Raw genomic sequence first — 20,571 nt, forward strand, 5'->3', positions numbered from 1 at the left:
CCTTTGTGCGGCGAAATCGGTGCCTCCCGGGCGCGAGGGCGGGGAGGGGACCGAGGCGTGATCCGGGGGATGAGGCCAGCCTAGCGCACGGGGGGGCGGACGCAAGGGCAAAGCCCTGATGTTTCGGGCTTGTCATCTGATTTGAACGGTTCCGCGAGGGGGCGGTCACTCGCCCTGCAGAAGCTTCAGCGTATAGCTGCGCGAGCCCTTGGTATAGCTTAGCTGATCGGTCCCGATCGCGGTGACCTTGCCGCCATCGAGCCGGTCTCCGACGCCGACCTTGACGAACTTCCCGGTCTCCATCCGCACCAGCGCGCGGCGATTTCCGGCCGAGCCGAACAGGCCGATCAGGTTCATCTCGCCCAGGCGGATCGCGTTCTTCTCGGTGGCTTGTTTCGCGACCGACGCCGAGGTGGGGAGTTTCGGCGCGACCGAGGTGGGCTCGGGCTCGTCCAGTTCGTCGGGGCGCACGGGCGCCGAGAAGCTGGTGGGCTCGGGCGTGCGCGACCGGGGCTCGGGTTCGGGGCGCGCGGCGGCTGCGGGGGCAGGTGCTGCGCGCAGCGCGGCGGCCCGGGCGGCCAGATCCGAGGGCTTCGGCATCGGACGGCGCGAGATCGCCACCGCCAGATCGGTGCCGCTGGCGAAGGGATCGGGGCGATTGGCGAGCGCGGCGGCCGCGGCTTCGGCGGCGGCCATGGCTTCGGCCTCGGCGCGCGCGGCCTCGCTGGCGCGGGCGGCAATTCCGGCAGGGCGCGATTTCGGGCGCAGGGTGACAACCTGCTCGCCGACCTCAGGCGCGGGCGCGGCGGTTTCTGCGGGGGCCGTGGCGAGGGCCGCCGCTGCGGCTGCGACGGTTGCCGGACGCGGTTTCGGACGCTGCCCTGCGAGCGCAGGATCGGCATAGAGCGGCTCAAGCGCGGTTTCCTCGACCGTGGCCGCCGGTGCCTCGGCAGGCGCGGGGGCGGCTTCGGGCGCGGCCTCCGGGGCGGGCGCGGGTTGCTCGGGCAGGGCGGGCGGCAGGGCGGCGCGATACGCCTCTTCGATTGCCGCCGGACGGGCGCGCGGCGCGGGGGAGCGCAGCGCCGGGTCGGCATAGGGCTGGTTCGCGGCCTCGGCCAGCGCGGCGGCCAAAGCGGCGATGGCGGCGGGGCGCGCGGCAGGCAGGACATCAGGCTGACCCGCGATCAGAGTGTAGCCTTCGGGCATCAGCACGCCTTCGGCCGTCGGCTCGACCTCGGTAGCGGGAGCCTCGGCCTGCGGCGCGGCGGCCAGAGCCGGCATGTCGGCGCTCGACAGCGAAAGGAGCGGCAACGCGGCGCTCGGCAAGGGCGGCAAGCTGCTGGGTGTGGGATCGGGCGCGGGCTCGGCTTCGGCGGTGAGGACTGGTTCCGGGGCCGCCTCCGGTGCGGGCTCCGGTTCCGCAGCGACAATCGTTGGTGCGGGTTCGGCAGGTGGCGCGGGTGTCGGGGCGGCGACCGGTTCGGGCAGCGTCGCCACCTCGGTCGTCTGCACGGGCTCAGGGTCCACGCTGTCGAGATAGGAGGACCACAGCGCGACGATCCCGAAAAACAGGAGCAGCGCCCCGACGAGTGTCGCACCAAGATACTTCGGCTTGCCGCCGACTTGCTTGCGTTTGCGCGCGCCAAAGACCGTCACGTCCTCGGAGGTGGCGGCGGTCTCTTCGGTCTCAGGGACATCCACTGCCATTGCCGCCTCGGTCGCCTCCGGGACGGGTGCTGCGATTGGCTTGGGGGGCAGGGTCGTGGGCGCCGCGTCTGCGGTGGGCCGCGCGACAGGGGGCGCAGCCTTGGGCGCGTCCGGCGTTTCGGGCGTTGTGGCCTCGCGTTTCGCGCGGGCCTGCGCAAGCGCCTGGCTCAGGGCCGAGGCCATGCCGATCGCCGAGCCGATCCCGTCCTTGGCGATCTCGGCGGCCTTGCGGGGGCTTGCCGCGCCTGGTTCGGTCGCGGGCTCGGCCTTCGATTTCAGGAAGGGCACGGATTTCGGAACCGGCAGTTTCAGAACCGCGGGCGTGGGCGCCGCGTCATCGCCGGCCGGGCGCGTGGCCCCGCCGAGGCGGGGGGGCGTCACCGGGTCGACCTCGGAGGCCGGAGAGGCGACGGGGGCCTTGGGCGGAGTTTTGGGCGGGGTTTGTGGCTGTGCTTTGGATTGCGGTTTCGGAGCGGTAAAGGCCGCGGCTGGCGCGTCAAAGGTTTTCGAAGGCGTTACCGGAGAGGCCGTCTTGGGCAGCGTCGGGGGCTCGTGACCGAACTCGCGGGCCAGCAGCTCTTCGGGTTCGAGGTCGTCGGACTGCGGCGCGTCTTCCTCCGCCAGAACCGGAGCCTCGGGCGCGGGATCGCGCAGTGGCGCCGGGTCGGGATCGAAGACGGGTTCGATCTCGGGCAGAGGCTGTGGGGGAAGTTCAACCGGGGCCGGTTCGGGCTGCTCGGGGGCTTGCTGCGGCAGCTCCGGCTCGGGTTCGACCTGCGGTTCGGGATCTTGCTCCGGCTCGATCTCGGGTGCCGGTTCGGGTTCGATCTCGGGTTCCGGCTCGATTTCGGGTTCGGGCGCGGGCGGAATCTCCGGCTCCGGCTCTGGTTCCAGCTCGGGAAGCGGCGTTTCCTCCGGCTCGGGGGTAGGCTCCGGCTCGGGCTTGATCTCGGGCAGGGGTTCGGGTTCGACCTCGGGCGGCACGTCGGGCGTGCCCGGCTCGGGCCCGCCCTGTGCGGCGGCCAGCACCGCAATCGGCTCGGCATCGCGTTCGAGCCGCGATCCCTCGGGCAGATAGGCGGCGGCGCGCGCGGTCAGACCGAACCAGGGCTCACCGGAAAAACGGCCGGTTTCGGGGATCGCGACAAAGCAGACCGGGCAGAAGCCGTGGCTTTCGGCAAACCCCTGCGCCTCGTCGAGCGTCTCCCGTGCGACCACGGCCACCTGCAATTCATCGCCGCTGCCCGACCAGTCGAACACGAGATCCTGCACCGGGTAGGGCGTCAGGCCTTCGAGCGCCTCGGCAATCTGGCGGCGCCGGGCGGGCGCATCCGGGCCGGGGGCGTTGACCGTTGTGTAAAGGATCTGCGAGGCGGGCAGCACCAGCTTCGTGGTCAGCCCGTGCGGCGCCTTGGCCTGGGCCTGCTTGCGCAGCGCGGCCAGCTCGGCTCCGAGGTCATCCGCCTCAAGCGACACCTCGCCCAAAGAGATCCAGCCTGCGGTGCCCCGGTGCAGCAGCCCGATACCGTCATGCGTAAGATTGAGGGCGAAATCAGGCTTCATCGCGGGGATTTTCGTTGGGAAAAGGGCGGCGGATCATAGGGCTCGTCAAACTTCGTAGACGGTTTTGGGCGCGCTGAAAAGGCGGTCGCGTGAAGGTGATTGTCCAGTTTGTGCCAACAATTCCCGGTTTTTGACAGATTCTTGCCGAAACTTGCCGATAAACCGAAACTCTGCGTCTTTGGTGGATGGTGCTATGCGGTCGCAATTCTTTGTTTATGGCTTTCTGGGGCTGATCGGTATCGGTTTTGCCGTGCCGGGGGCCGGGCAGCGGATGCTCGCGCTGATCGAAAATCCGGGGCTCGCATTGGCGGCTTTCCGCTCGGGCGGGGATGCGATCGTGGCGCGCGATGCCGCCGAACAGATCGGAAGCCCGGTCGATCACCTCAGTTTCCGCAATTTTGCCTGGCATGCCGATGACGCGGTTGCCGCGACCGACGTGGGCATGCCGGTGTTCCTCGACGAGGTGTTCGCGGGCTGGCAGCCCTCGGTGCGCGCCGATGCGCCGCAGGTCGCGGGGCGGTTGTCGCTCAAGGAGGATTGCGATCTGGCACGTCCGGTCGCAGGTGCGCGCGTCGCGATGATCGACGTGTCGCAAAGCTCGATGGAGATCGGCCTGCAAAGCTGGAACCAGGAAGCGTTCCGCCAAGCGGTGGCCGACCTGATCAAGGCGCAACGCAGCACCGGCTCGCTGCGGAGCACGGCCAAGCGCTATGTCGATGCGGGGGGGCGCTTTGAGGCCGTCGACGTGGCGATCACCGCGCAAGAGGTGCCTGTTCATCTGCTCCTGATGGGGGGCAAGCGCGGCAAGCTCTGGAACCTGCATCTGGCCGAGGGCGCGCGGCTGTCTGGCGTGACGCTTCTGGGCGGGGTCGGGGACGCGCTGGCGAACCTGCCCGCCGATGTTCCGGTCGAGGTGCTTAGCCGCGTCGCGATGGCGCAATGCGGCGGGCGCGAGGCCTATCCCTATGACCCCGAAGGGTTCTTTTATTCGAATTATCGCGCGGGCGCCGTGCAGCAGGATGAGTTCGAGCGGATGAATGCCGAACGCGATGCGATGGCGGCCGACTGGGCGGCCTGGATGGTGGCGCAGTATGGGATTGAACCCGAGGGCGCGCGGATCGGTTACGCCTCGGGCGTGGCCGTGCTGGTCGGGCCGTTGCCCGCGCCCGAGGCGCGCGTCGCCTGGCAACCGCTGGCCGGGGCGTCGGTGCAGGTTGCGGACGGGGCCGGCGAGGTGCTCGCGCTGATCGGCGACGGGCTGACCGGGTTCGAGGCCGCGATCGAGGCCAAGGCGCTGGAACTGGCGGGCGGCTCGTTCGAGACGCTGCGCGCCTATCCGCGCCCCGCTCTGATGCTGGGAGGGCTGTGATGTTCCGGACCATGATGCTCGTGTTCGGCCTGGTGCTGCTGATCCCGGGGGGCGGCTATATCGCCTGGCAGAAGTTCAAGGAAATGCCCGAGGTCGCGGCGGCGCTCGACGATCTGGGGGCGACGGTGCAGGGTGTGGGGCGGCTGGCCAAGGCGGTCAGCGCGGGTTCGCAGCAGGTCACGACGACCGCTGGCGTGCCGATCACTCGCATGTCCGACGAGATCGCGCCGGAATGGGCGCCGGTGCGCAAGGCGATGGTCAGCCCGAATGATTTCGACGCCTTCATGTTGCATGACAGCTTCGACCGCCACCGGATGGTGCGCTTTACCCTTCAGGTCAGCCCCGAAGAAGTGCTGGCCGAGGGCGAGGCGTTGCCCGAGGCGGAATGGCTCGACATCCTGATGGAGGCGCGGGCGGTGAAGGTGGGGTTGCAGGCCTGTGCGCTCTTGCCCGAGAGTTTCGCGAAGGGTTGCGATCTGCGCGATATCTCGGTTGGCAAGCGCGATGCGGCGACCGGGCGCTATCCGCTGAACGTGTCGCTGAAATTCATCGAGACCGCGCCGCTGGGGCTGTTGCCCGACCCGGGCTCGCAGCCCGAGATCGTGCGCACCCGCGTGACCCTCGATCCGATCGAGGTCGGCCCCGGCAAGATGGCCGAGGCGCTGGGCCAGCTGACCACCGCGGCGGAGCAGGCCTGTGTTTTGCGGCGTGCGAAGTTCGGCAATTGCGCGCTGTCGCTGGTGACGCTGGATGCGCGCGGCGAGGGCAAGATCGAGATGAGCCTGCTTCTGCCCAAGGCCGAGATTGTCCTGCATGAGATGGCAGTGGCCGAGGGTGCGGCGGGGAACTGACCAACCCGCATAAGGAAAAAGGCCGCGCAGATTGCGCGGCCTTTCGGTGTTCTGGTGGCCCGGATCAGGCGGTCGCGGCGGTCAGCGCCTGATCGAGATCGGCGATCAGGTCGGCAGCATTCTCGATCCCGATCGAGAGACGCACGACATTCGGCGCGGCGCCAGCGGCGACCTGTTGCTCTTCCGAAAGCTGACGGTGCGTCGTCGAGGCCGAATGGATGATGAGCGAACGCGCATCGCCAAGGTTCGCCACATGGCTGAACAGTTTCAGGTTGTTCACCAGCTTGACGCAGGCTTCATAGCCGCCCTTCACCGCCACGGTGAACAGCGCGCCTGCGCCTTTCGGGCAGACCCGCGCGACGCGCTCGTGATAGGGCGAGCTTTCCAGCCCGGCATAGGTCACGAAGTCGATGCGCGGGTCGTTTTCCAGCCATTCGGCCACGGCCTTCGCGTTGGCGACGTGCTTGTCCATGCGCAGGCTCAGCGTCTCGATGCCCATCAGCGTGTAATGCGCGCCCTGCGGGTTCATCGTCATGCCAAGGTCGCGCAGCCCCACCGCGATCGAGTGGAAGGTGAAGGCCATCGGCCCCAGCGCCTCGTAGAAGTTCAGGCCATGATAGGCGGGCTCGGGCGCGGCGAGCGAGGGGAACTTGCCCGATTTGCCCCAGTCGAACTTGCCCGAGTCGACGATCACGCCGCCGGTCACCGTACCGTTGCCGGTCAGGTATTTGGTGGCCGAATGCACCACCAGCGTCGCGCCCAGCTCGATTGGGCGGCACAGGTAGGGCGAGGCCAGCGTGTTGTCGACGATCAGCGGCAGGCCGACCTTGTCGGCGACGCCCGCCACCGCCGGGATGTCGGTGATATAGCCGCCCGGGTTCGAGATCGACTCGCAGAAGATCGCGCGGGTGTTGTCGTCGACCGCCGCTTCCAGCGCCGCCAGATCGTCGAAATCGACGAATTTCACGCCCCAGCCGAAGCGCTTGATGGTCTGGCTGAGCTGGGTGATCGTGCCGCCGTAAAGCCGGGTCGAGGCGATCACGTTGCAGCCCGGCATCATCAGCGGGAAGAGCGCCATGATCTGCGCCGCATGGCCCGACGAGCAGCACACCGCACCGACGCCGCCTTCCAGCGCGCAGACCCGCTCGGCCAGTTTCGAGACCGTCGGGTTGGTCAGGCGCGAATAGATCCAGCCCACCTCTTGCAGGTTGAACAGCCGCGCCGCGTGATCGGCGTCTTTGAAGACATAGGCCGTGGTCTGGTAGATCGGCACCTGGCGCGCGCCGGTGGCCGGATCGGGCTCAGCGCCCGCGTGAATTTGCAGCGTGTCGAAGGAATAGTCGGACATCAGCCTCTCCCTGATTGATCGGAGGCGACACTAGCGAGGGGGCATGAGCCCTTCAATCACATTCGTTTTTGCGCATGCGCGGGAAATTCGGGCGGAAACACCCGTTGAATGTGATCGGCAAAGCACGCCCGGGCGTGAACTGGCGGATTTCGGGCGCGCCTGTTGCTGTTGGGTTAACGAAAGGTTAACGACTGGGATAAAGGCGCATGAATTTTGATGGGGAATAAGATGAAACTGACTGCTCTTGTCGTCGCTGGCTCTGCTCTGTTCGGAGCGCTGACCGTTAGCCCGGCTCTGGCTCAGGATGCCGCGAACTGGACCGGTTTCTATGCTGGCGCTTTCGCTGGCTATGGCGGCTCCGCCTGGGATCGCGAAACGCCGGCCTATACCGATAACGTGACCAGCGAGTGGCGTATCGACGGTGCCAACCTTGGCCTGTTCGGTGGCTATAACTGGCAGCGCGGCAACCTGGTGCTGGGCCTCGAGGCGGAAGTCGCCACCTCGGGCGTGAAGGGCGACGACCGTGACCTTGGCGGCATCCTCGACGGGATCGACGTGAACCGCTCGGCTGGGCTGGGGGCGCGGATCGGCTATGCCGCAGATCGCAACATGTTCTACCTGACCGCAGGCAAGGCCTGGTACAAGGTCGATCAGATGATCGACACCGCCACGCTCGAGCACGATCTGGACGGGCATTATGTCGGCCTCGGCATCGAGCATGCCTATTCCGACAAGATCCTGCTGCGCGGCGAGCTGCGTCAGACCACCCTCGACGATTTCGCCTTCGATGCGATCGCGAACTCGAGTGGCGGTTCGTACCAGATGCACGACCACACCGAGGTCCGCATCGGCGCCAGCTACAAGTTCTGATCCGGCGGGATCAATCCAGGATTTCTGGCTGCGCGGGATCGCCTAGCGCAGCCAGAGCCCCGCGCGCTTAATCTGGTTGCGGATCATCTGCTCGCGGCGCGGCAGGTTGGCGCGGTCGAAGAGCGGGCGGATCTTTTTCCGGCCATGGCCCTGATAGACCAGCTTGCGGAAAGGCTCGTAGGTCTTCATCACCTTCTTCACCGGATTGGGCGCGAGCAGGGTCTCGACCGTGTCGAGCACCCCATCGCTTTCGCGCGCATACATCAGCGGCAGCGCCCGGTAATGGCAGCTGACATCGCCATCGAGCCCGGCAAGGCCCGGCCCGGGACGTCCGCCACCGAAGGAATGGATCACCAGCGGCAGCGCGATCTGGTCAAGCCAGGGATCGAGCGACTGGCTCGCCAGTTCATCGGGCGTGTCGTTGCGGATCGAGAGCGCATAGTCGAGGAAACGCTGCCCGAAGGCCTGCGCATCGGCGCCAAAGAACCAGCCGGCGTTGAAATACAGGTACCGCTCCCAATGCTCGTCGGGCTGCGACAGGTCGAGCGAGCTTTCGAACTCCAGCCCGAAGCGGTCATAGAGCGATTTCCAGATCTCGGTATAGCCGACCTTATAGAGCGGCGGGTCGGGCCAGGTGCCTTCGCGGCGCATCGAGGCGGCGGGGTGGTCAAAATCCAGCTCCAGATCGCTCAGCGGGCCGGTAAAGACGGTGTCCGTGTCGAAGAAGATGAAGGGCTCGGGCGGCAGCGCCAGCAGCGCCTCGATCTTGTTGCCATAGGGGTAGGACTGGCCGAAATGACGGTTCTCGAAGGGCAGGATCTCGGCGCCCGCGCCTTCGAGCAGTTTGCGCACCGGTTCCGAGATCTGCGTCGGCTGATGCCAGCGCGCGCCCGAGGGTTCGGCCACGATCAGGCGGCCCTTGAATTCGGGGTTGGCGGCGCGAAAGCTCAGCGCGAACAGCACCGCTTCATACTCGAGCCGCCCCGCCTGTGCGATGCAGATCACGTTGAAAGCTTGCCTGTGGGCCGTGCCTGCCGCCATAATTCGCTTGCCCCCCGGGTCGTTCGCGCCGTGCTTTTCAGCTTGCTCTGGTTCGATTAACGGCGGGCAAACGCGGGAACAAGGGGGAATAAATGCGTAAATCACTCAGCTTAGCCGCCGTTCTGGGGCTTGTTGCGCTGCCAGCGCTGGCGCAGCCGATGACCACCGCGCCCGAGATACGTCCGATCCTTGAGGCGACGCAAAGCTCGTGGGTGGCGTTGCGCGAATACGAGGGGCAGGACCTGTTGTATTTCACGCATCTTCTGGCCTGGCGTTGCGGGCTCTCGGAAATCCGCTACGGGCTGAATGATGCGCCGCCCGAAACGGTTTTCGCGATGGAGCCCTGCCACCTCGACACTGCGCAGCCCAACGCGATCACCGGCGCCGATATCTACCTGATCGAATCCTTGGGATCGGTGCAGTCGGTTTCGGTCGAGATCATCTATGACGATGGGGCGGTGGCGCGGATGGACTATGTGCGCAAGGCGATCCTGATGCCCTGAGACAGCAAAAAGGCCGCCCGAAGGCGGCCTTTTGAGCGACTTCCCGAAGGGAAGTGGTGGGTGACCCTGGAATCGAACCAGGCGTGGGTCGCCCCGGCGGAGTTACAGTCCGCTGCCGCACCTTGCAGCACGTCACCCGTGGTGGGCCGGGAAATATCGAAGCGGTTCGGGGGCGTCAAGGGCCGTTTGCGCAGTTCCGGCGGAAAAATCCCGCCCCCCGCACAGGGCCTTCGGGCTTGCAACTCGCGCGCGCCCGGCGCAGGAAGGGCGAAACAGGAGCCTGCCATGAAAAAACCCGCCTGGGTCATCGAGAAAGAGCGTCAGAAACGTGCGGCGGCCGCCGAAACCGTCTGGCTGTTCGGTCTGCATGCGGTGCGCGATGCGCTGATGAACCCTGCGCGCGAGCGGCTGCGTCTCGTGCTGACCAAGAATGCCGCCGACAAGCTGGCCGAGGCGATTGGGGCGGGCGGGCTCGAACCCGAGATCGTCGATCCGCGCAAATTCGACAAGCACGTGCCGATCGCGACCGATTCCGTGCATCAGGGCGCGGCGCTTGAGGTCAAACCGCTGAACTGGGGCAGTGTCGAAGAGGTCTGTCTGATGGGGCAGGGCGCGCCTTTGGTGGTGTGCCTCGACCGGGTGACCGACCCGCATAACGTGGGCGCGATCCTGCGCTCGGCCGAGGTGTTCGGCGCGCGCGCGGTGATCGCGCCGGCGCGCCATTCGGCGCCGGAAACGGGCGCGCTGGCGAAAACCGCCTCGGGGGCGTTGGAACGCCAGCCCTATCTGCGGGTGCGCAACCTTGCCGACGCGATCGAAGAGCTGCGCGCGATGGGCTTTCAGGTCATCGGGCTCGATGGCGAGGCCAAGATGAGCCTGCGCGACGGGCTGAGTGCGGCGGGCGCCGCGCCGATTGCTCTGGTGCTGGGCGCCGAGGGGCCGGGGATGCGGGAAAAGACCAAGGAGCTGTCGGATTTCCTCGTGAAAATCCCCTTCGCGGGTGAATTCGGCTCGCTCAACGTGTCGAACGCGGCGGCGGTGGCGCTCTACGCGGCCTCTACACGCTAAGGCGAGCAATTGTCACGAAAGCGCGACTTTTCGCGTTCGCCCCTTTAACACGGCGTTTACATCCCTATTTCAGTGTTATCAGGCACGGCTTCGGAACCGCCGTGTCACATGTTCACTGTCCCTCGTTCCGCCACTTTAGCGCCCGGCCCTTGGCTCGGGCGCTTTTTTCTGCAAGCTGGCGCCAGATGCGGTGTGGCAAGACTTGGAGGCCCCGATGGCGGCAGATCTGCGCGAGATTCTAGAGACCACCAAGGTGATCGCACTGGTCGGCTATTCGGCGAACCCGGGCAGGCCCTCGAACATGGTCGCGCGGTTCCTGCAGGCCAAGGGCTACCGGGTTATTCCGGTCAATCCGGGCCTTGCCGGGCAGGAGGCGCTGGGCGAGGTGGTGCGGGCCTCGCTGGCCGATATTCCGCCCGAGATCCCAGTCGACATGGTCGATATCTTTCGCGCCTCCGAGCATGTGCCCGAGGTGGTCGACGCGGCACTGGCGCATCTGCCGGCGCTGCGCGTGATCTGGATGCAGCTTGGCGTGATCCACGAGGCGGCGGCAGAGAAGGCGCGCGCGGCGGGCAAGACCGTGGTGATGGATCGCTGTCCCAAGATCGAATACGCGCGCCTGATTGGCTGAGGCGTCAGCCTGCGGGCAGGGCGTTCAGCCCTCTCACGATCAGCAGCGCCCCGACCGCCAGAAGCCCAAGCGCGCTGACATGCTCGATCCGGAGCCGCGGAGGGGCGGCGCGGTGAAAGGCATGCATCGCGATCAGCGCATAGCCAAGGATGAACCCCGCATCGAGTGCGATGAAGATCGCGCCATAGATCAGAGACTGGCCCCAGACGCTATGCGCGGGCGAGATGAACCCCGGAAACAGCGCCATGAAGAAAACGATCGCCTTGGGGTTGGTGACGCAGGCCAGAAACCCCGCCAGAAAGGTCGTGCGGCGCGGGGCTGAGAGGGTCGCCTCGGTGGCGGGGGTGCGGGCCTCGCGCAGCGCCTGAAAGGCGAGCCAGAGGATGAAGCCGCCCCCTGCCATCTGCAGCCAGGGCAGGATCAGCCCCGACAGCGAAATCAGCGTCTGCAGGCTGAACACCGCGATCAGGATGTGCACGACCGAGCCAAGCGCATCGCCCGCCACCGTCGAGATCGCCGCGCCCTTGCCAAAGCGCACCGCCTGCGCCGAGGCCAGCGCGACCGAGGGGCCGGGCGTCACCACGATCAGCAAGGTCGCCGCGAGAAATCCCAGAAACAGCGTCGCATCCATCGGCTAGAGCCCCAGCCGGTCGCGCATCGAGAACCAGGTCATCGCCGCCACCAGCAGCGGCCAGCGCAGCATCGAACCGCCCGGAAACACCGGTACGTTCAGGCCGGCCATCAGGTCGAAACGCTCGGCCTGCTGGCTGGCGGCCTCGGCGAGGATCTTGCCCGCAAGCGTTCCCATCGCCACCCCGTGCCCGGAAAACCCCGAGGCCGAGAGGATATTGGATTTCGCCCGGATGAAGGCCGGCATCCGGTTCATCGTGATCGCCAGCGTGCCGCCCCAAGCATAGTCGATCGGCACATCGGCGAGGCCCGGATAGACCTGCAGCATCGGCTTCGTCACGGTCTTCACCACGTCGGGGAAACGGTAGCCATAGCTCTCGCCACCCCCGAACAGGAGCCGGTTGTCCTCGGAGAGACGCCAGTAATTCACCACGAATTTCGTATCTGCCACGGCCACGTTTTCGCGCAGAACTTCGGCCACGCGATCGCCCAGCGGCGCGGTCGCAACGATAAAATTGTTGATCGGCATCACGCGATGGGCCACGCGGGGTTCGAGGTTGCCGAGGTAACCATTGGCCGCCAGGATCACATGATCGGCCTCGACATGGCCCTCGGCGGCCTGGATTTTCGCGGGCTGGCCGGGGCGGATATGATGGACGATCGCGCCTTCATAAAGCTCGGCCCCTGCCGCCTCGGCCGCCAGTGCAAGACCCTGCGCGAAGTTCAAGGGGTGCAGATGCCCCGCGCCGCGGTCGATATCGCCGCCCTTGTAGACCGGCGAGGGCAGGATTTCGGCCAGCGCCGCGCGATCGAGCGGTGTCACCTGGTCATAGCCGTAATCGCGCGCGAGCTTCTCGGCATAGGCGTGGGAATGAGCGACCTCGGCCTCGTGCCAGCAGGCATGCGCGACGCCCGGATGGAAGGTAACGGGCATCTGGTGGCGGTCGATCAACCCGCGCACCAGCGCCTTTGCCTCTTCGCCGAAATTCCAAAGATGCCGGGCCATCTCGAGCCCGTACATCTTTTCCAGCTCGTCCTGTTCCAGCCGCTGCCCCGAGCCGACCTGCCCGCCGTTGCGCCCCGAGGCGCCAAAGCCCAGCCGGTGCGCTTCCAGCAAGATCACCCGCAGGCCGCGCTCGGCCGCGTGCAGCGCCGCCGACAGCCCGGTAAAGCCGCCGCCCACGATACAGACATCCGCGCGATGCGCGCCGCGCAGCTGCGGCCAGCGCCGGTCGGTCGCGGCGGTCGCGGCGTAGTAGGAGGGCGCATGCTCGCCCCGGCGGTCATTGGCGAAAAGCAGGTTCATCTGTCCTCCGGAGCGATGACGGCGGGCGCCGCGTCCTGCGCCATCTGCCCGCGCGCGAGCACGAAGATGCCCGCGCCAAGCGCCGCCAGCAGCACTGTCGCCACCGCGAGAACCGTCAGGACGCGCAGTTCCGGGCTCATACGTTCAGCAGCAGATGTTCACGTTCCCACGGGCTGATGACCTGCAGGAACTCCTTGTATTCGTTGCGCTTGACCGCCTCGTAGACATTGCAGAACTCGGGGCCGAGCACATCGCGCACGGGCGCGGAATCGGCCAAGAGGTCAAGCGCGTCGCCGAGATTATAGGGCAACTCGTCCTCGCTCATGTAGGCGTCGCCCGTGCATTCGGGGCGCGGCATCTTCTGCTCCTTGAGGCCCAGATAGACGCAGGCCAGCGAGGCGGCGAGCCCGAGGTAGGGGTTGCAATCCATCCCCGCCAGACGGTTTTCCACGCGCCGCGCCGAGGGTCCCGAGATCGGCACGCGCAGCCCCGTCGTGCGGTTGTCGCGGCCCCATTCGAGGTTGATCGGCGCCGCGAAATCCGGGACGTAGCGGCGATAGCTGTTCACATAGGGCGCCAAGAGCGCGATCACCGCTGGAAGGTGGTTCTGCAGCCCCGCGATCGCATGCAGGAAGGCCGGCGTCTCGCCGCCGTCGGCATCCGAAAAGATGTTTTCGCCGGTCTTGGTCGAGACCACCGACTGGTGGATATGCATCGCCGAGCCCGGCTCGCCTTCGATCGGTTTCGCCATGAAGGTGGCAAAGCAATCGTGGCGCAGCGCCGCCTCGCGGATCAGCCGCTTGAAGTAGAAGATCTGGTCGGCCAGCGCCACCGGATCGCCATGTGCGAGGTTGATCTCGACCTGACCGGCGCCGCCTTCTTGCAAGATGCCGTCGATCTCGAAGCCCTGCAGCTCGGCGAAGTCATAGATATCGTCGATCACCTTGCCGTATTCGTCGACCGCCGACATCGAATAGGCCTGTTTGCCGGCCGCGCGCCGACCCGAGCGTCCCATCGGCGGGATGATCGGCTGGTTCGGGTCAAGGTTGCGCGCGACGAGGAAGAACTCCATCTCGGGGGCGACGATCGGGCGCCAGCCCTCGGCCTCGTAGAGCGAGAGCACATGCTTGAGCACGTTGCGCGGCGCGATCGGCACCGGGTTGCCCTGCTGGTCCATCACGTCATGGATCACCTGCAGCGTCCAGTCGTTGGTCCAGGGTGCGGCGGTGGCGGTCGAGAAATCCGGGGTCAGGATCATGTCCGGCTCGGTGAAGGCGCCCATCGGATTGTCCGTCCACTCGCCGGTGATCGTCTGCAGAAAGATCGAGTTGGGCAGGAAGAAACGGTCCTGAAAGGCGAATTTCGAGGCGGGCATCGCCTTGCCGCGGGCGACGCCCGCGATATCGGCGACGATGCATTCCACTTCGTCAAGGCGGCGGCCGGCGATGTACTCGCGGGCGGCTTCGGGGAGCAGGTCTTTCCAGTCGGACATGGGATCACCTTTGGGCCGGGGCAGCGCCCCCGCGGGATTGAAGAAAGAAGTTCGCAATGCGCTGCGCCAGCGCCTGCGAGGAATTGGGCTGACCCAGACGCGTGCGCGCCTCGGCCATCAGCGGATCGGGCACAACGCCCGCGCCGCGCCTGTCCATCAGCCCCTCGACCACCGCATCCGAGAACTCGGGATGGGCCTGGACAGTAAAGGCGCGCTCACCATAGATCAGCGCCGCGTTCTCACAAAAATCGCTGGACCCCACCACGCAGGCACCCTCGGGGCGTGCGACAACCTGATCCTGGTGCCAGGCATTCAGGCGGATCGTCTCGTCGCCAAAGGCGTAGTCCTGCGGGCCGACCGACCAGCCGCCCGGGAATTTCTCGACCTTGCCGCCCAGAGCCTGAGCGATGATCTGGTGGCCGAAACAGATGCCGACCATCGGCACGGCCTCGGCATAGGCGCGGCGGATGAATTCTTCGAGCGGCGCGATGAACGGATGGTCTTCGTAGGCGCCATGGCGCGAGCCGGTAATCAGCCAGCCGTCGCAGTCATGCACATCGGCGGGAAACTCCATCGCTTCGACATGGTAGTCGCGGAACTCGAAACCGCGCTCGGCGAGCAGGGCACGGAACATGTCGGGGTAATCGCCCAGGCTGTCGCGAAGGCTTTCGGCCATCTGGCCTGTCTGAAGAATGCCGATCAGCATGAATGTCTCTTGGATGAGGTCGGAAAAGCCTAGCGCCGGGAGGCGGGGCGGGCAAGGGGGGCGCTGCCCCCGGCCTGCGGCCTCCCCCGGGATATTTTCAGCAAAATGAAAGCCTTTTCATCGAGCCGGAAATACTCTGGGGGTGAATGGCCGGCAGGCCAGAGGGGGCAGCGCCCCCTTGCCTTAGACGGTGTCGAGATAGAGTTCGCTTTGCTCCTGTTCCGACATGTCGGCCATGTAGTGCAGCTCCTGCCGCTTGGTCATCTGGAAATTGCGCACGATCTCGGCCGGGAAGATTCGCGCGATCGCCTCGGAGCCGGCAAAAGCGTCGATCGCGGCGCCCCAGGTGCCGGGCAGCTGCGGCAGTTTCTGTTGGTAGGCATTGCCCTTGAAGGGCTCGGGCGGCTCGATCTTGTCTTCGAGGCCGATCAGGGCGGCGCCGAGGATCGCGGCGATCATCAGATAGGGGTTCACGTCGCCCCCGGCCACGCGATGCTCGATCCGGCGTGCGGCGGGGCCCGAGGCGGGGATGCGGATCGCGGCGGTGCGGTTTTCATAGGCCCAGCCGATGCCGGTCGGGGCGTGGGCATCGGGCACGAGCCGATCATAGCTGTTCGCGTGCGGCGCGAAGATTAGCGTCGATCCGGGAAGCGCCTTGAGCAGGCCACCGACCGCGTGGCGCAACTGGTCTGTGCCGCGCGGGCCGCCGTCGTTGAAGATGTTCGACCCCTTCTTGTCGAGGATCGAGAAATGCGTGTGCATGCCATTGCCGGGCCAGGCGGCATAGGGCTTGGCCATGAAGGAGGCGGCAAAGCCATGGCTGCGCGCCAGCCCCTTCACCAGCATCTTGAACAGCCAGGCGTCGTCGGCGGCCTTCAACGGATCGGCCTGGTGCATCAGGTTGATCTCGAACTGGCCCGGCCCGGCTTCGGAAATCGCGGTGTCGGCGGGAATATCCATCGCCTCGCAGGCTTCGTAGAGCTGGGTGAAGAAGACATCGAAGGCGTCCAGCGCGCGCAGGCTCAACACTTCGCCGCCGGTGCGCCTCTTGCCCGAGCGGGGGCTGGGGGGCACGCGCGGCATCTTGCCGGAATCGTCGATCAGGAAGAATTCAAGCTCGGTCGCCACCACCGGCGACAGGCCGAGCACCTTGTAGCGTTCGACCACCTGCGCCAGCGCCTGACGCGGATCGCCCATATAGGGGCGGCCATCGAGGTGGAACATCCAGATCGGCAACAGCGCGGTCGGCGCGTTCAGCCAGGGCATCGGCAGGAAGCCGCGGTCGGTCGGCAGCAGGAGCCCGTCCGGGTCGCCGATTTCAAAGACCAGCGGGCTGTCTTCGACATCTTCGCCCCAGATGTCGAGGTTCATCACCGAAAAGGGAAAGCGCGTGCCCTCGTCCTGCAGTTTCTGCGTGAAACGCGCCGGGATGCGTTTGCCGCGTGCGACCCCGTTGAGATCAGCGGCGGCAACGCGGATCGTTTTAACCTCGGGGTGCTCTCTGAGCCAGTCCATGTGTCACCTGACGATTTGCGGCCTGACCTTCAGTCTGGGCCGGGTTTCCCCGGGCAGGTGGCGGTTCAGGCGGCGGTTGATAAGCCCGAAGAGGCCGATCACCACGAGGGTGAGCAGAACGAAATATGCGGCCGTGATCGGGTAGGGAATGAAGGGGTTGAAGGTCTTGTCGGCGAAATAGGAGGCGTAATAGAGCGCATCCCCCTCTTGCCGGAAGGCCGGAAAGCCCGAGAAAAATACCAACGTCGTGGCATGGAACAGAAAGATTGCCTCGTTCGTATACCCCGGCCAGGCGAGGCGCAGCATGGTCGGCCAGACGATCCGGCGAAACTTGGTCCAGCCGGTCAGGCCATAGGCGTCGGCGGCCTCAAGATCGCCCTTGGGCACCGATTTCAGCGCGCCATGGAAGATCTCGGCGGAATAGGCGGAGGTGTTCAGGAACAGCACGAACAGCGCCCCGGCCCAGGCGCGCGTGGTCCAGGCGGTCTCGATGGTGAGGCCGAAAATCTCGATACCCGCGCGCGGCAGCATCACCAGCGCCTCGTAGGCGAGGAAGAACTGGATGAAGAGCGGCGAGCCGCGGAAGACGAAGATGAACCATTCCGCCGGCTTGCGCAGCCAGGGGTTGGCCGAGGCCTTGGCCATAGCGGTCGCGGTCGCCAGGAAGAACCCGGCAAACAGCGCCAGCGCGCCGAAATAGATGTTCCAGATCATCCCCGAGCCGATCAGGGTCACCTGATGGCAGAGCGTAATATCGGTGCGCGGCAGCGATCGCGCGCCGATTCCGATCGCGCGCAGCCCATAATCGGCGATGATCTCGGTGCAGGAGCTCATGCGCCGGCCGCCTTTCTTTGCGCTTCGCCGGCCATCGTGGCCTGCCCGCGCGAGAGCCGGGCCGAGATCCGCCCGAGCACGGATTCCGAGATCCGGGTCATGCCGAGGTAGAACACCAGCAGCACGAGGAAATAGTAAAGCCGCCAATCCGGGTGCGGATAGGAATAGACCGCCGATTTGGTCGAGCCCAGTTCGCGCGCCCAATAGACGATATCCTCGACGCCGAGCAGGAACAGCAGGGGTGTAGCCTTGATCAGGATCATCCAGAGGTTCGACAGGCCGGGCAGGGCATAGACCCACATCTGTGGGATCAGGATGCGGCGGTTCACCTGGCGCCGCGTCATGCCGTAGGCCTCGGCGGTTTCCAACTGCGCGCGCGGCACCGCCTGCATCGCGCCGTAAAGCACATTGGCGGCAAAGGCGCCGAAGACCACAGCAAAGGCCGCCGTGGCGAGGCTGAAGCCGTAGATTTCGTGCCAGATCTGGGGGCTCGACGACAGCGGCAGCTTGGCTGCGGAGCAGACGATGAAGTCATTGCCCTGACGGATCGGCTGATCCCAGTCGGGGCATTTCAACTTGTGACGCAAGTATTCCAGCCCTTGGTCCAAGGCGATCGGCACAAAGAGGAAAAACACGATGTCGGGCACGCCGCGCACCATCGCGGTATAGGTCTTGCCGATGACGCGCAGGGGGAACAGATGCGAGCGCGCCGCCATCGCCCCGCCAAAGCCAAGCGCCAGCGCCAGAGGCGCCGTCACGGCAATCAGCAGGAGCACCACGAAGAACGAGCCATAGAACAGCATGTGCTTGCCCGAGGTCAGGTAGCACAGCATCCAGGCGAAGCCTTCGAGTTGCGAGGGATCGGCGCAGCTTGCGAACATTCGGATCGGGTGGCGGGCGCATCACGCCCGCCCCTTTCTTGGTCGTCGGCTCAGAAGGTTTTCGCTTCTTCGCCGAAATGCTTCACGATCAGCGCGTTCAGCGAGCCATCGTCCTTCATGGTCTGGATCGCGGCGTCGAGCTTCGCTTTCAGCTCGGTATCCGACTTGCGCAGACCGATGCCGATGCCGCCGCCGAGCGGCACGTCTTCGCCTGCCCAGACCAGCCCGGTTTCCGGGGTCACGAAGGGCACGAGCGCATCCTTGTCGGCAAAGACCGCGTTCACCTCGCCGTTCTTCACTGCCGCGACGGTGTCGTCGAGGTTGTCGAACTCAACCAGCGTCGCCCCCGAGTCGGCCACGTAATCGGCCTGGATCGTGTTGACCTGCGCGGCCACCGGGCCGGTCAGGTCCGCGCCCGCTTCGAGCGCGATATAGGCCGAAGCCGCCGGGGGGAAATAGTTCTGTGAGAAGTCGATCGTCTGCAGGCGTTCGTCGGTGATCGACATGCCGGCGATGATCGTGTCGTAGTTGCCCGAGAGCAGGTTCGGGATGATCGAGTCCCACTCGTTGGTGACCCATTCGCAGGTCAGCTCGGCGCGCTTGCACAGCTCGTCGCCGACTTCGCGTTCAAAGCCCGCGACCTCACCCTTGTCGTCGATGAAGTTGTAGGGAGGGTAGGCGCCCTCGGTGCCCATGCGCACGGTGTCGGCCATGGCGAAGCCAGCCGAAAGGGCCAGCGCGGCGGTGCTCAGGATCAGCGTTTTCATCTTGGTCTTCCCCTGTTTGTTTTGGGTTTCTTGGCTTCACGCCGGCACGGTGGCCGACAGGAATTGTTGCAGGCGCTCGGATTTCGGAGCGCCGAAAAGGGCCTCTGGCGGGCCTTCTTCTTCGATCTTGCCCTGATGCAGGAACACGACATGGTCCGAGACATCGGCGGCAAGGCGCATGTCATGGGTGACGATGATCATCGTGCGGTGCTCGGCGGCGAGATCCTTGATGACCTTGACCACCTCTTGCTGCAATTCGGGGTCGAGCGCCGAGGTGGGCTCATCGAACAAAAGCGCCTTGGGCTCCATGCAGAGCGCGCGCGCGATCGCCGCGCGCTGTTGCTGCCCGCCCGAAAGTTGCGCGGGCCAGGCGTCGCATTTGTCGCCGATGCCGACCTTCTCGAGATAGGCGCGTGCGCGGGTCTCGACCTCGGCGCGCGGATGGCCCAGCACCGTCACCGGCGCCTCCATCACGTTTTGCAGGATCGTCAGATGCGACCAGAGATTGAACTGCTGGAACACCATCGAAAGATTGGTGCGCAGCCGGGTGATCTGATCGCGATCCGAGGGGCGGCGGGCGTGCCCGGTGCCCTTCCAGGTCACGGCTTCGCCCTCGAACAGGATCTCGCCCTGCTGGCTGTCTTCCAGCAGGTTGCAGCAGCGCAGCAGCGTGGATTTCCCCGAGCCAGACGAACCGATGAGCGAAATGACCTGCCCGCGCTCGGCGCGGACCGAGACGCCCTTGAGCACCTCCAGATCGCCGTAACTCTTGTGCAGGTCGCGGATCTCGATGACTGGGGCGGCTTGACTCACGTGGGCTCCGGAAGTGGCACCGGAATTTGTCCGGCCGGTCAATCTGGCGCGAACTTCATGCGGAATGCAACGCCCAGATGACGCTTGACCTTGGGGCATGGCTAAAAAGTCAGGCAAAAGCTGTCGATTTGAGCAGCTTATCCGCGCCCTGCCAGAACCCTTTGCCGGGCCAGTGCCGAATCGCGATCATTCACGCCCAGAAGATTGGCAGCGAGGCGGATCAGTGCATCTTCCTCGGCATCGCGCGCGTCATCGGCAAGCGCCACTTCCCAGAGCGCCTCGATCACGCCGATCCGGTCTTCATGGGCGATCTTGTCCTTGAGCGCGCGGGTAAAGCGCACGGTGTCGGGCGCCTCGGCCTCGACCACCTCGGCTTCGCGCCGCAGCTCGGTGGCCTGCGCATGCGTAAGCCCGCCCCGGCGCGTCAGAACCTGCTCGATGCGGATTTTTTCGGCCTCGTCGTAATGTTCGTCGGCACGGGCCAGCCGCACCAGCAGGGCCGCGAGGGCAAGTTCCGCGTCGGGGGCGGTGAGAGGCCGGGGGGCGGGATCGGCGAGGAGGGACAAAAGCGATTTCAGCATAGCGGGATAATAGGGCTGTGCGGCGCCAGAGCAAGTCACACAGCCGCGACGGGCGCGAAAGGGGGCGCTGCCCCTAAGGCCTGCGGCCTTTCCCC

The 20,571-nt window shown here is 66.0% G+C and carries 20 protein-coding genes and 1 tRNA gene; 6 read left to right on the forward strand and 15 right to left on the reverse strand.

From position 1 onward, the window contains the following. Positions 1-165: 165 nt before the first annotated feature. Positions 166-3,270, reverse strand: coding sequence for a hypothetical protein (locus CLN94_RS04545; protein WP_096431625.1), 3,105 nt, complete (start codon positions 3,268-3,270; stop codon positions 166-168). A 193-nt stretch (positions 3,271-3,463) separates the two neighbouring features. Here CLN94_RS04545 and CLN94_RS04550 point away from each other — a divergent pair, with 193 nt between their 5' ends. Continuing rightward, entirely contained in the window at positions 3,464-4,639 is a 1,176-nt protein-coding gene (locus CLN94_RS04550; protein WP_096431627.1) for a hypothetical protein, read from the forward strand. Next, entirely contained in the window at positions 4,639-5,490 is an 852-nt protein-coding gene (locus tag CLN94_RS04555) for a hypothetical protein (protein WP_096431629.1), read from the forward strand. The genes CLN94_RS04550 and CLN94_RS04555 overlap by 1 nt, the downstream gene beginning before the upstream one ends. Before the next feature lie 64 nt (positions 5,491-5,554). Here the strand turns inward: CLN94_RS04555 and CLN94_RS04560 are convergent, their stop codons facing one another. After that, on the reverse strand, positions 5,555-6,838 hold the full coding sequence (locus CLN94_RS04560) for an O-acetylhomoserine aminocarboxypropyltransferase/cysteine synthase family protein (RefSeq protein WP_096431631.1): 1,284 nt from the start codon (positions 6,836-6,838) through the stop codon (positions 5,555-5,557). Positions 6,839-7,066: 228 nt separating this feature from the next. Here CLN94_RS04560 and CLN94_RS04565 point away from each other — a divergent pair, with 228 nt between their 5' ends. Next, positions 7,067-7,708, forward strand: a complete 642-nt coding sequence (locus CLN94_RS04565; RefSeq protein WP_179300229.1) for an outer membrane protein — start codon at positions 7,067-7,069, stop codon at positions 7,706-7,708. Between the two features lie 42 nt (positions 7,709-7,750). Here CLN94_RS04565 and CLN94_RS04570 read toward each other — a convergent pair whose 3' ends face one another. Then, positions 7,751-8,749 carry a hypothetical protein gene (locus CLN94_RS04570; RefSeq protein ID WP_096431635.1) on the reverse strand — a complete coding sequence of 333 codons (999 nt, stop codon included), beginning with the start codon at positions 8,747-8,749 and terminating at the stop codon, positions 7,751-7,753. Between the two features lie 92 nt (positions 8,750-8,841). Here CLN94_RS04570 and CLN94_RS04575 point away from each other — a divergent pair, with 92 nt between their 5' ends. After that, entirely contained in the window at positions 8,842-9,252 is a 411-nt protein-coding gene (locus CLN94_RS04575) for a hypothetical protein (protein ID WP_096431637.1), read from the forward strand. 54 nt (positions 9,253-9,306) lie between these two features. Here the strand turns inward: CLN94_RS04575 and CLN94_RS04580 are convergent. Then, positions 9,307-9,390: transfer RNA gene (locus CLN94_RS04580), tRNA-Tyr, on the reverse strand. Between the two features lie 147 nt (positions 9,391-9,537). On the opposite strand from CLN94_RS04580, the gene rlmB reads away from it, so the two are divergent. Further along, positions 9,538-10,320: a 23S rRNA (guanosine(2251)-2'-O)-methyltransferase RlmB gene (rlmB, locus tag CLN94_RS04585; protein ID WP_096431639.1), complete on the forward strand. Its 783-nt coding sequence runs from the start codon at positions 9,538-9,540 to the stop codon at positions 10,318-10,320. 214 nt (positions 10,321-10,534) lie between these two features. Next, on the forward strand, positions 10,535-10,951 hold the full coding sequence (locus tag CLN94_RS04590; protein WP_096431641.1) for a CoA-binding protein: 417 nt from the start codon (positions 10,535-10,537) through the stop codon (positions 10,949-10,951). Positions 10,952-10,955: 4 nt separating this feature from the next. Here CLN94_RS04590 and CLN94_RS04595 read toward each other — a convergent pair whose 3' ends face one another. The 11 genes from CLN94_RS04595 to CLN94_RS04640 all read right to left on the reverse strand — a co-directional run bounded on the left by CLN94_RS04595 (position 10,956) and on the right by CLN94_RS04640 (position 20,476). Further along, positions 10,956-11,582: a LysE family translocator gene (locus tag CLN94_RS04595; RefSeq protein ID WP_096431644.1), complete on the reverse strand. Its 627-nt coding sequence runs from the start codon at positions 11,580-11,582 to the stop codon at positions 10,956-10,958. A 3-nt stretch (positions 11,583-11,585) separates the two neighbouring features. Next, on the reverse strand, positions 11,586-12,887 hold the full coding sequence (locus tag CLN94_RS04600) for an NAD(P)/FAD-dependent oxidoreductase (RefSeq protein ID WP_096431646.1): 1,302 nt from the start codon (positions 12,885-12,887) through the stop codon (positions 11,586-11,588). After that, a complete protein-coding gene (locus CLN94_RS13925) occupies positions 12,884-13,027 on the reverse strand; it encodes a hypothetical protein (RefSeq protein ID WP_179300230.1) in 144 nt (47 codons plus the stop codon). Before CLN94_RS13925 ends, CLN94_RS04600 begins: the two co-directional genes overlap by 4 nt. Beyond that, the gene (locus CLN94_RS04605; RefSeq protein WP_096431648.1) at positions 13,024-14,379 is read right to left on the reverse strand and encodes a glutamine synthetase family protein; all 1,356 of its coding nucleotides are present in this window, start codon (positions 14,377-14,379) and stop codon (positions 13,024-13,026) included. Before CLN94_RS04605 ends, CLN94_RS13925 begins: the two co-directional genes overlap by 4 nt. Positions 14,380-14,383: 4 nt before the next feature. Further along, positions 14,384-15,085, reverse strand: coding sequence for a type 1 glutamine amidotransferase (locus tag CLN94_RS04610; RefSeq protein ID WP_096431650.1), 702 nt, complete (start codon positions 15,083-15,085; stop codon positions 14,384-14,386). Positions 15,086-15,268: 183 nt separating this feature from the next. After that, positions 15,269-16,600: a glutamine synthetase family protein gene (locus tag CLN94_RS04615; protein ID WP_096431652.1), complete on the reverse strand. Its 1,332-nt coding sequence runs from the start codon at positions 16,598-16,600 to the stop codon at positions 15,269-15,271. 3 nt (positions 16,601-16,603) lie between these two features. Next, entirely contained in the window at positions 16,604-17,434 is an 831-nt protein-coding gene (locus tag CLN94_RS04620; protein ID WP_096431654.1) for an ABC transporter permease, read from the reverse strand. Further along, positions 17,431-18,315, reverse strand: a complete 885-nt coding sequence (locus CLN94_RS04625) for an ABC transporter permease (protein WP_096431656.1) — start codon at positions 18,313-18,315, stop codon at positions 17,431-17,433. The genes CLN94_RS04620 and CLN94_RS04625 overlap by 4 nt, the downstream gene beginning before the upstream one ends. Before the next feature lie 50 nt (positions 18,316-18,365). Beyond that, positions 18,366-19,082, reverse strand: coding sequence for a transporter substrate-binding domain-containing protein (locus CLN94_RS04630; RefSeq protein WP_096431658.1), 717 nt, complete (start codon positions 19,080-19,082; stop codon positions 18,366-18,368). Positions 19,083-19,118: 36 nt separating this feature from the next. Continuing rightward, on the reverse strand, positions 19,119-19,895 hold the full coding sequence (locus tag CLN94_RS04635; protein WP_245845098.1) for an ABC transporter ATP-binding protein: 777 nt from the start codon (positions 19,893-19,895) through the stop codon (positions 19,119-19,121). Positions 19,896-20,032: 137 nt separating this feature from the next. After that, a complete protein-coding gene (locus CLN94_RS04640) occupies positions 20,033-20,476 on the reverse strand; it encodes a tellurite resistance TerB family protein (protein ID WP_096431662.1) in 444 nt (147 codons plus the stop codon). Between the last annotated feature and the right edge of the window lie 95 nt (positions 20,477-20,571).

Origin of the sequence: Pseudothioclava arenosa, assembly GCF_002358085.1 — a bacterium.
Lineage (GTDB): Bacteria > Pseudomonadota > Alphaproteobacteria > Rhodobacterales > Rhodobacteraceae > Pseudothioclava > Pseudothioclava arenosa.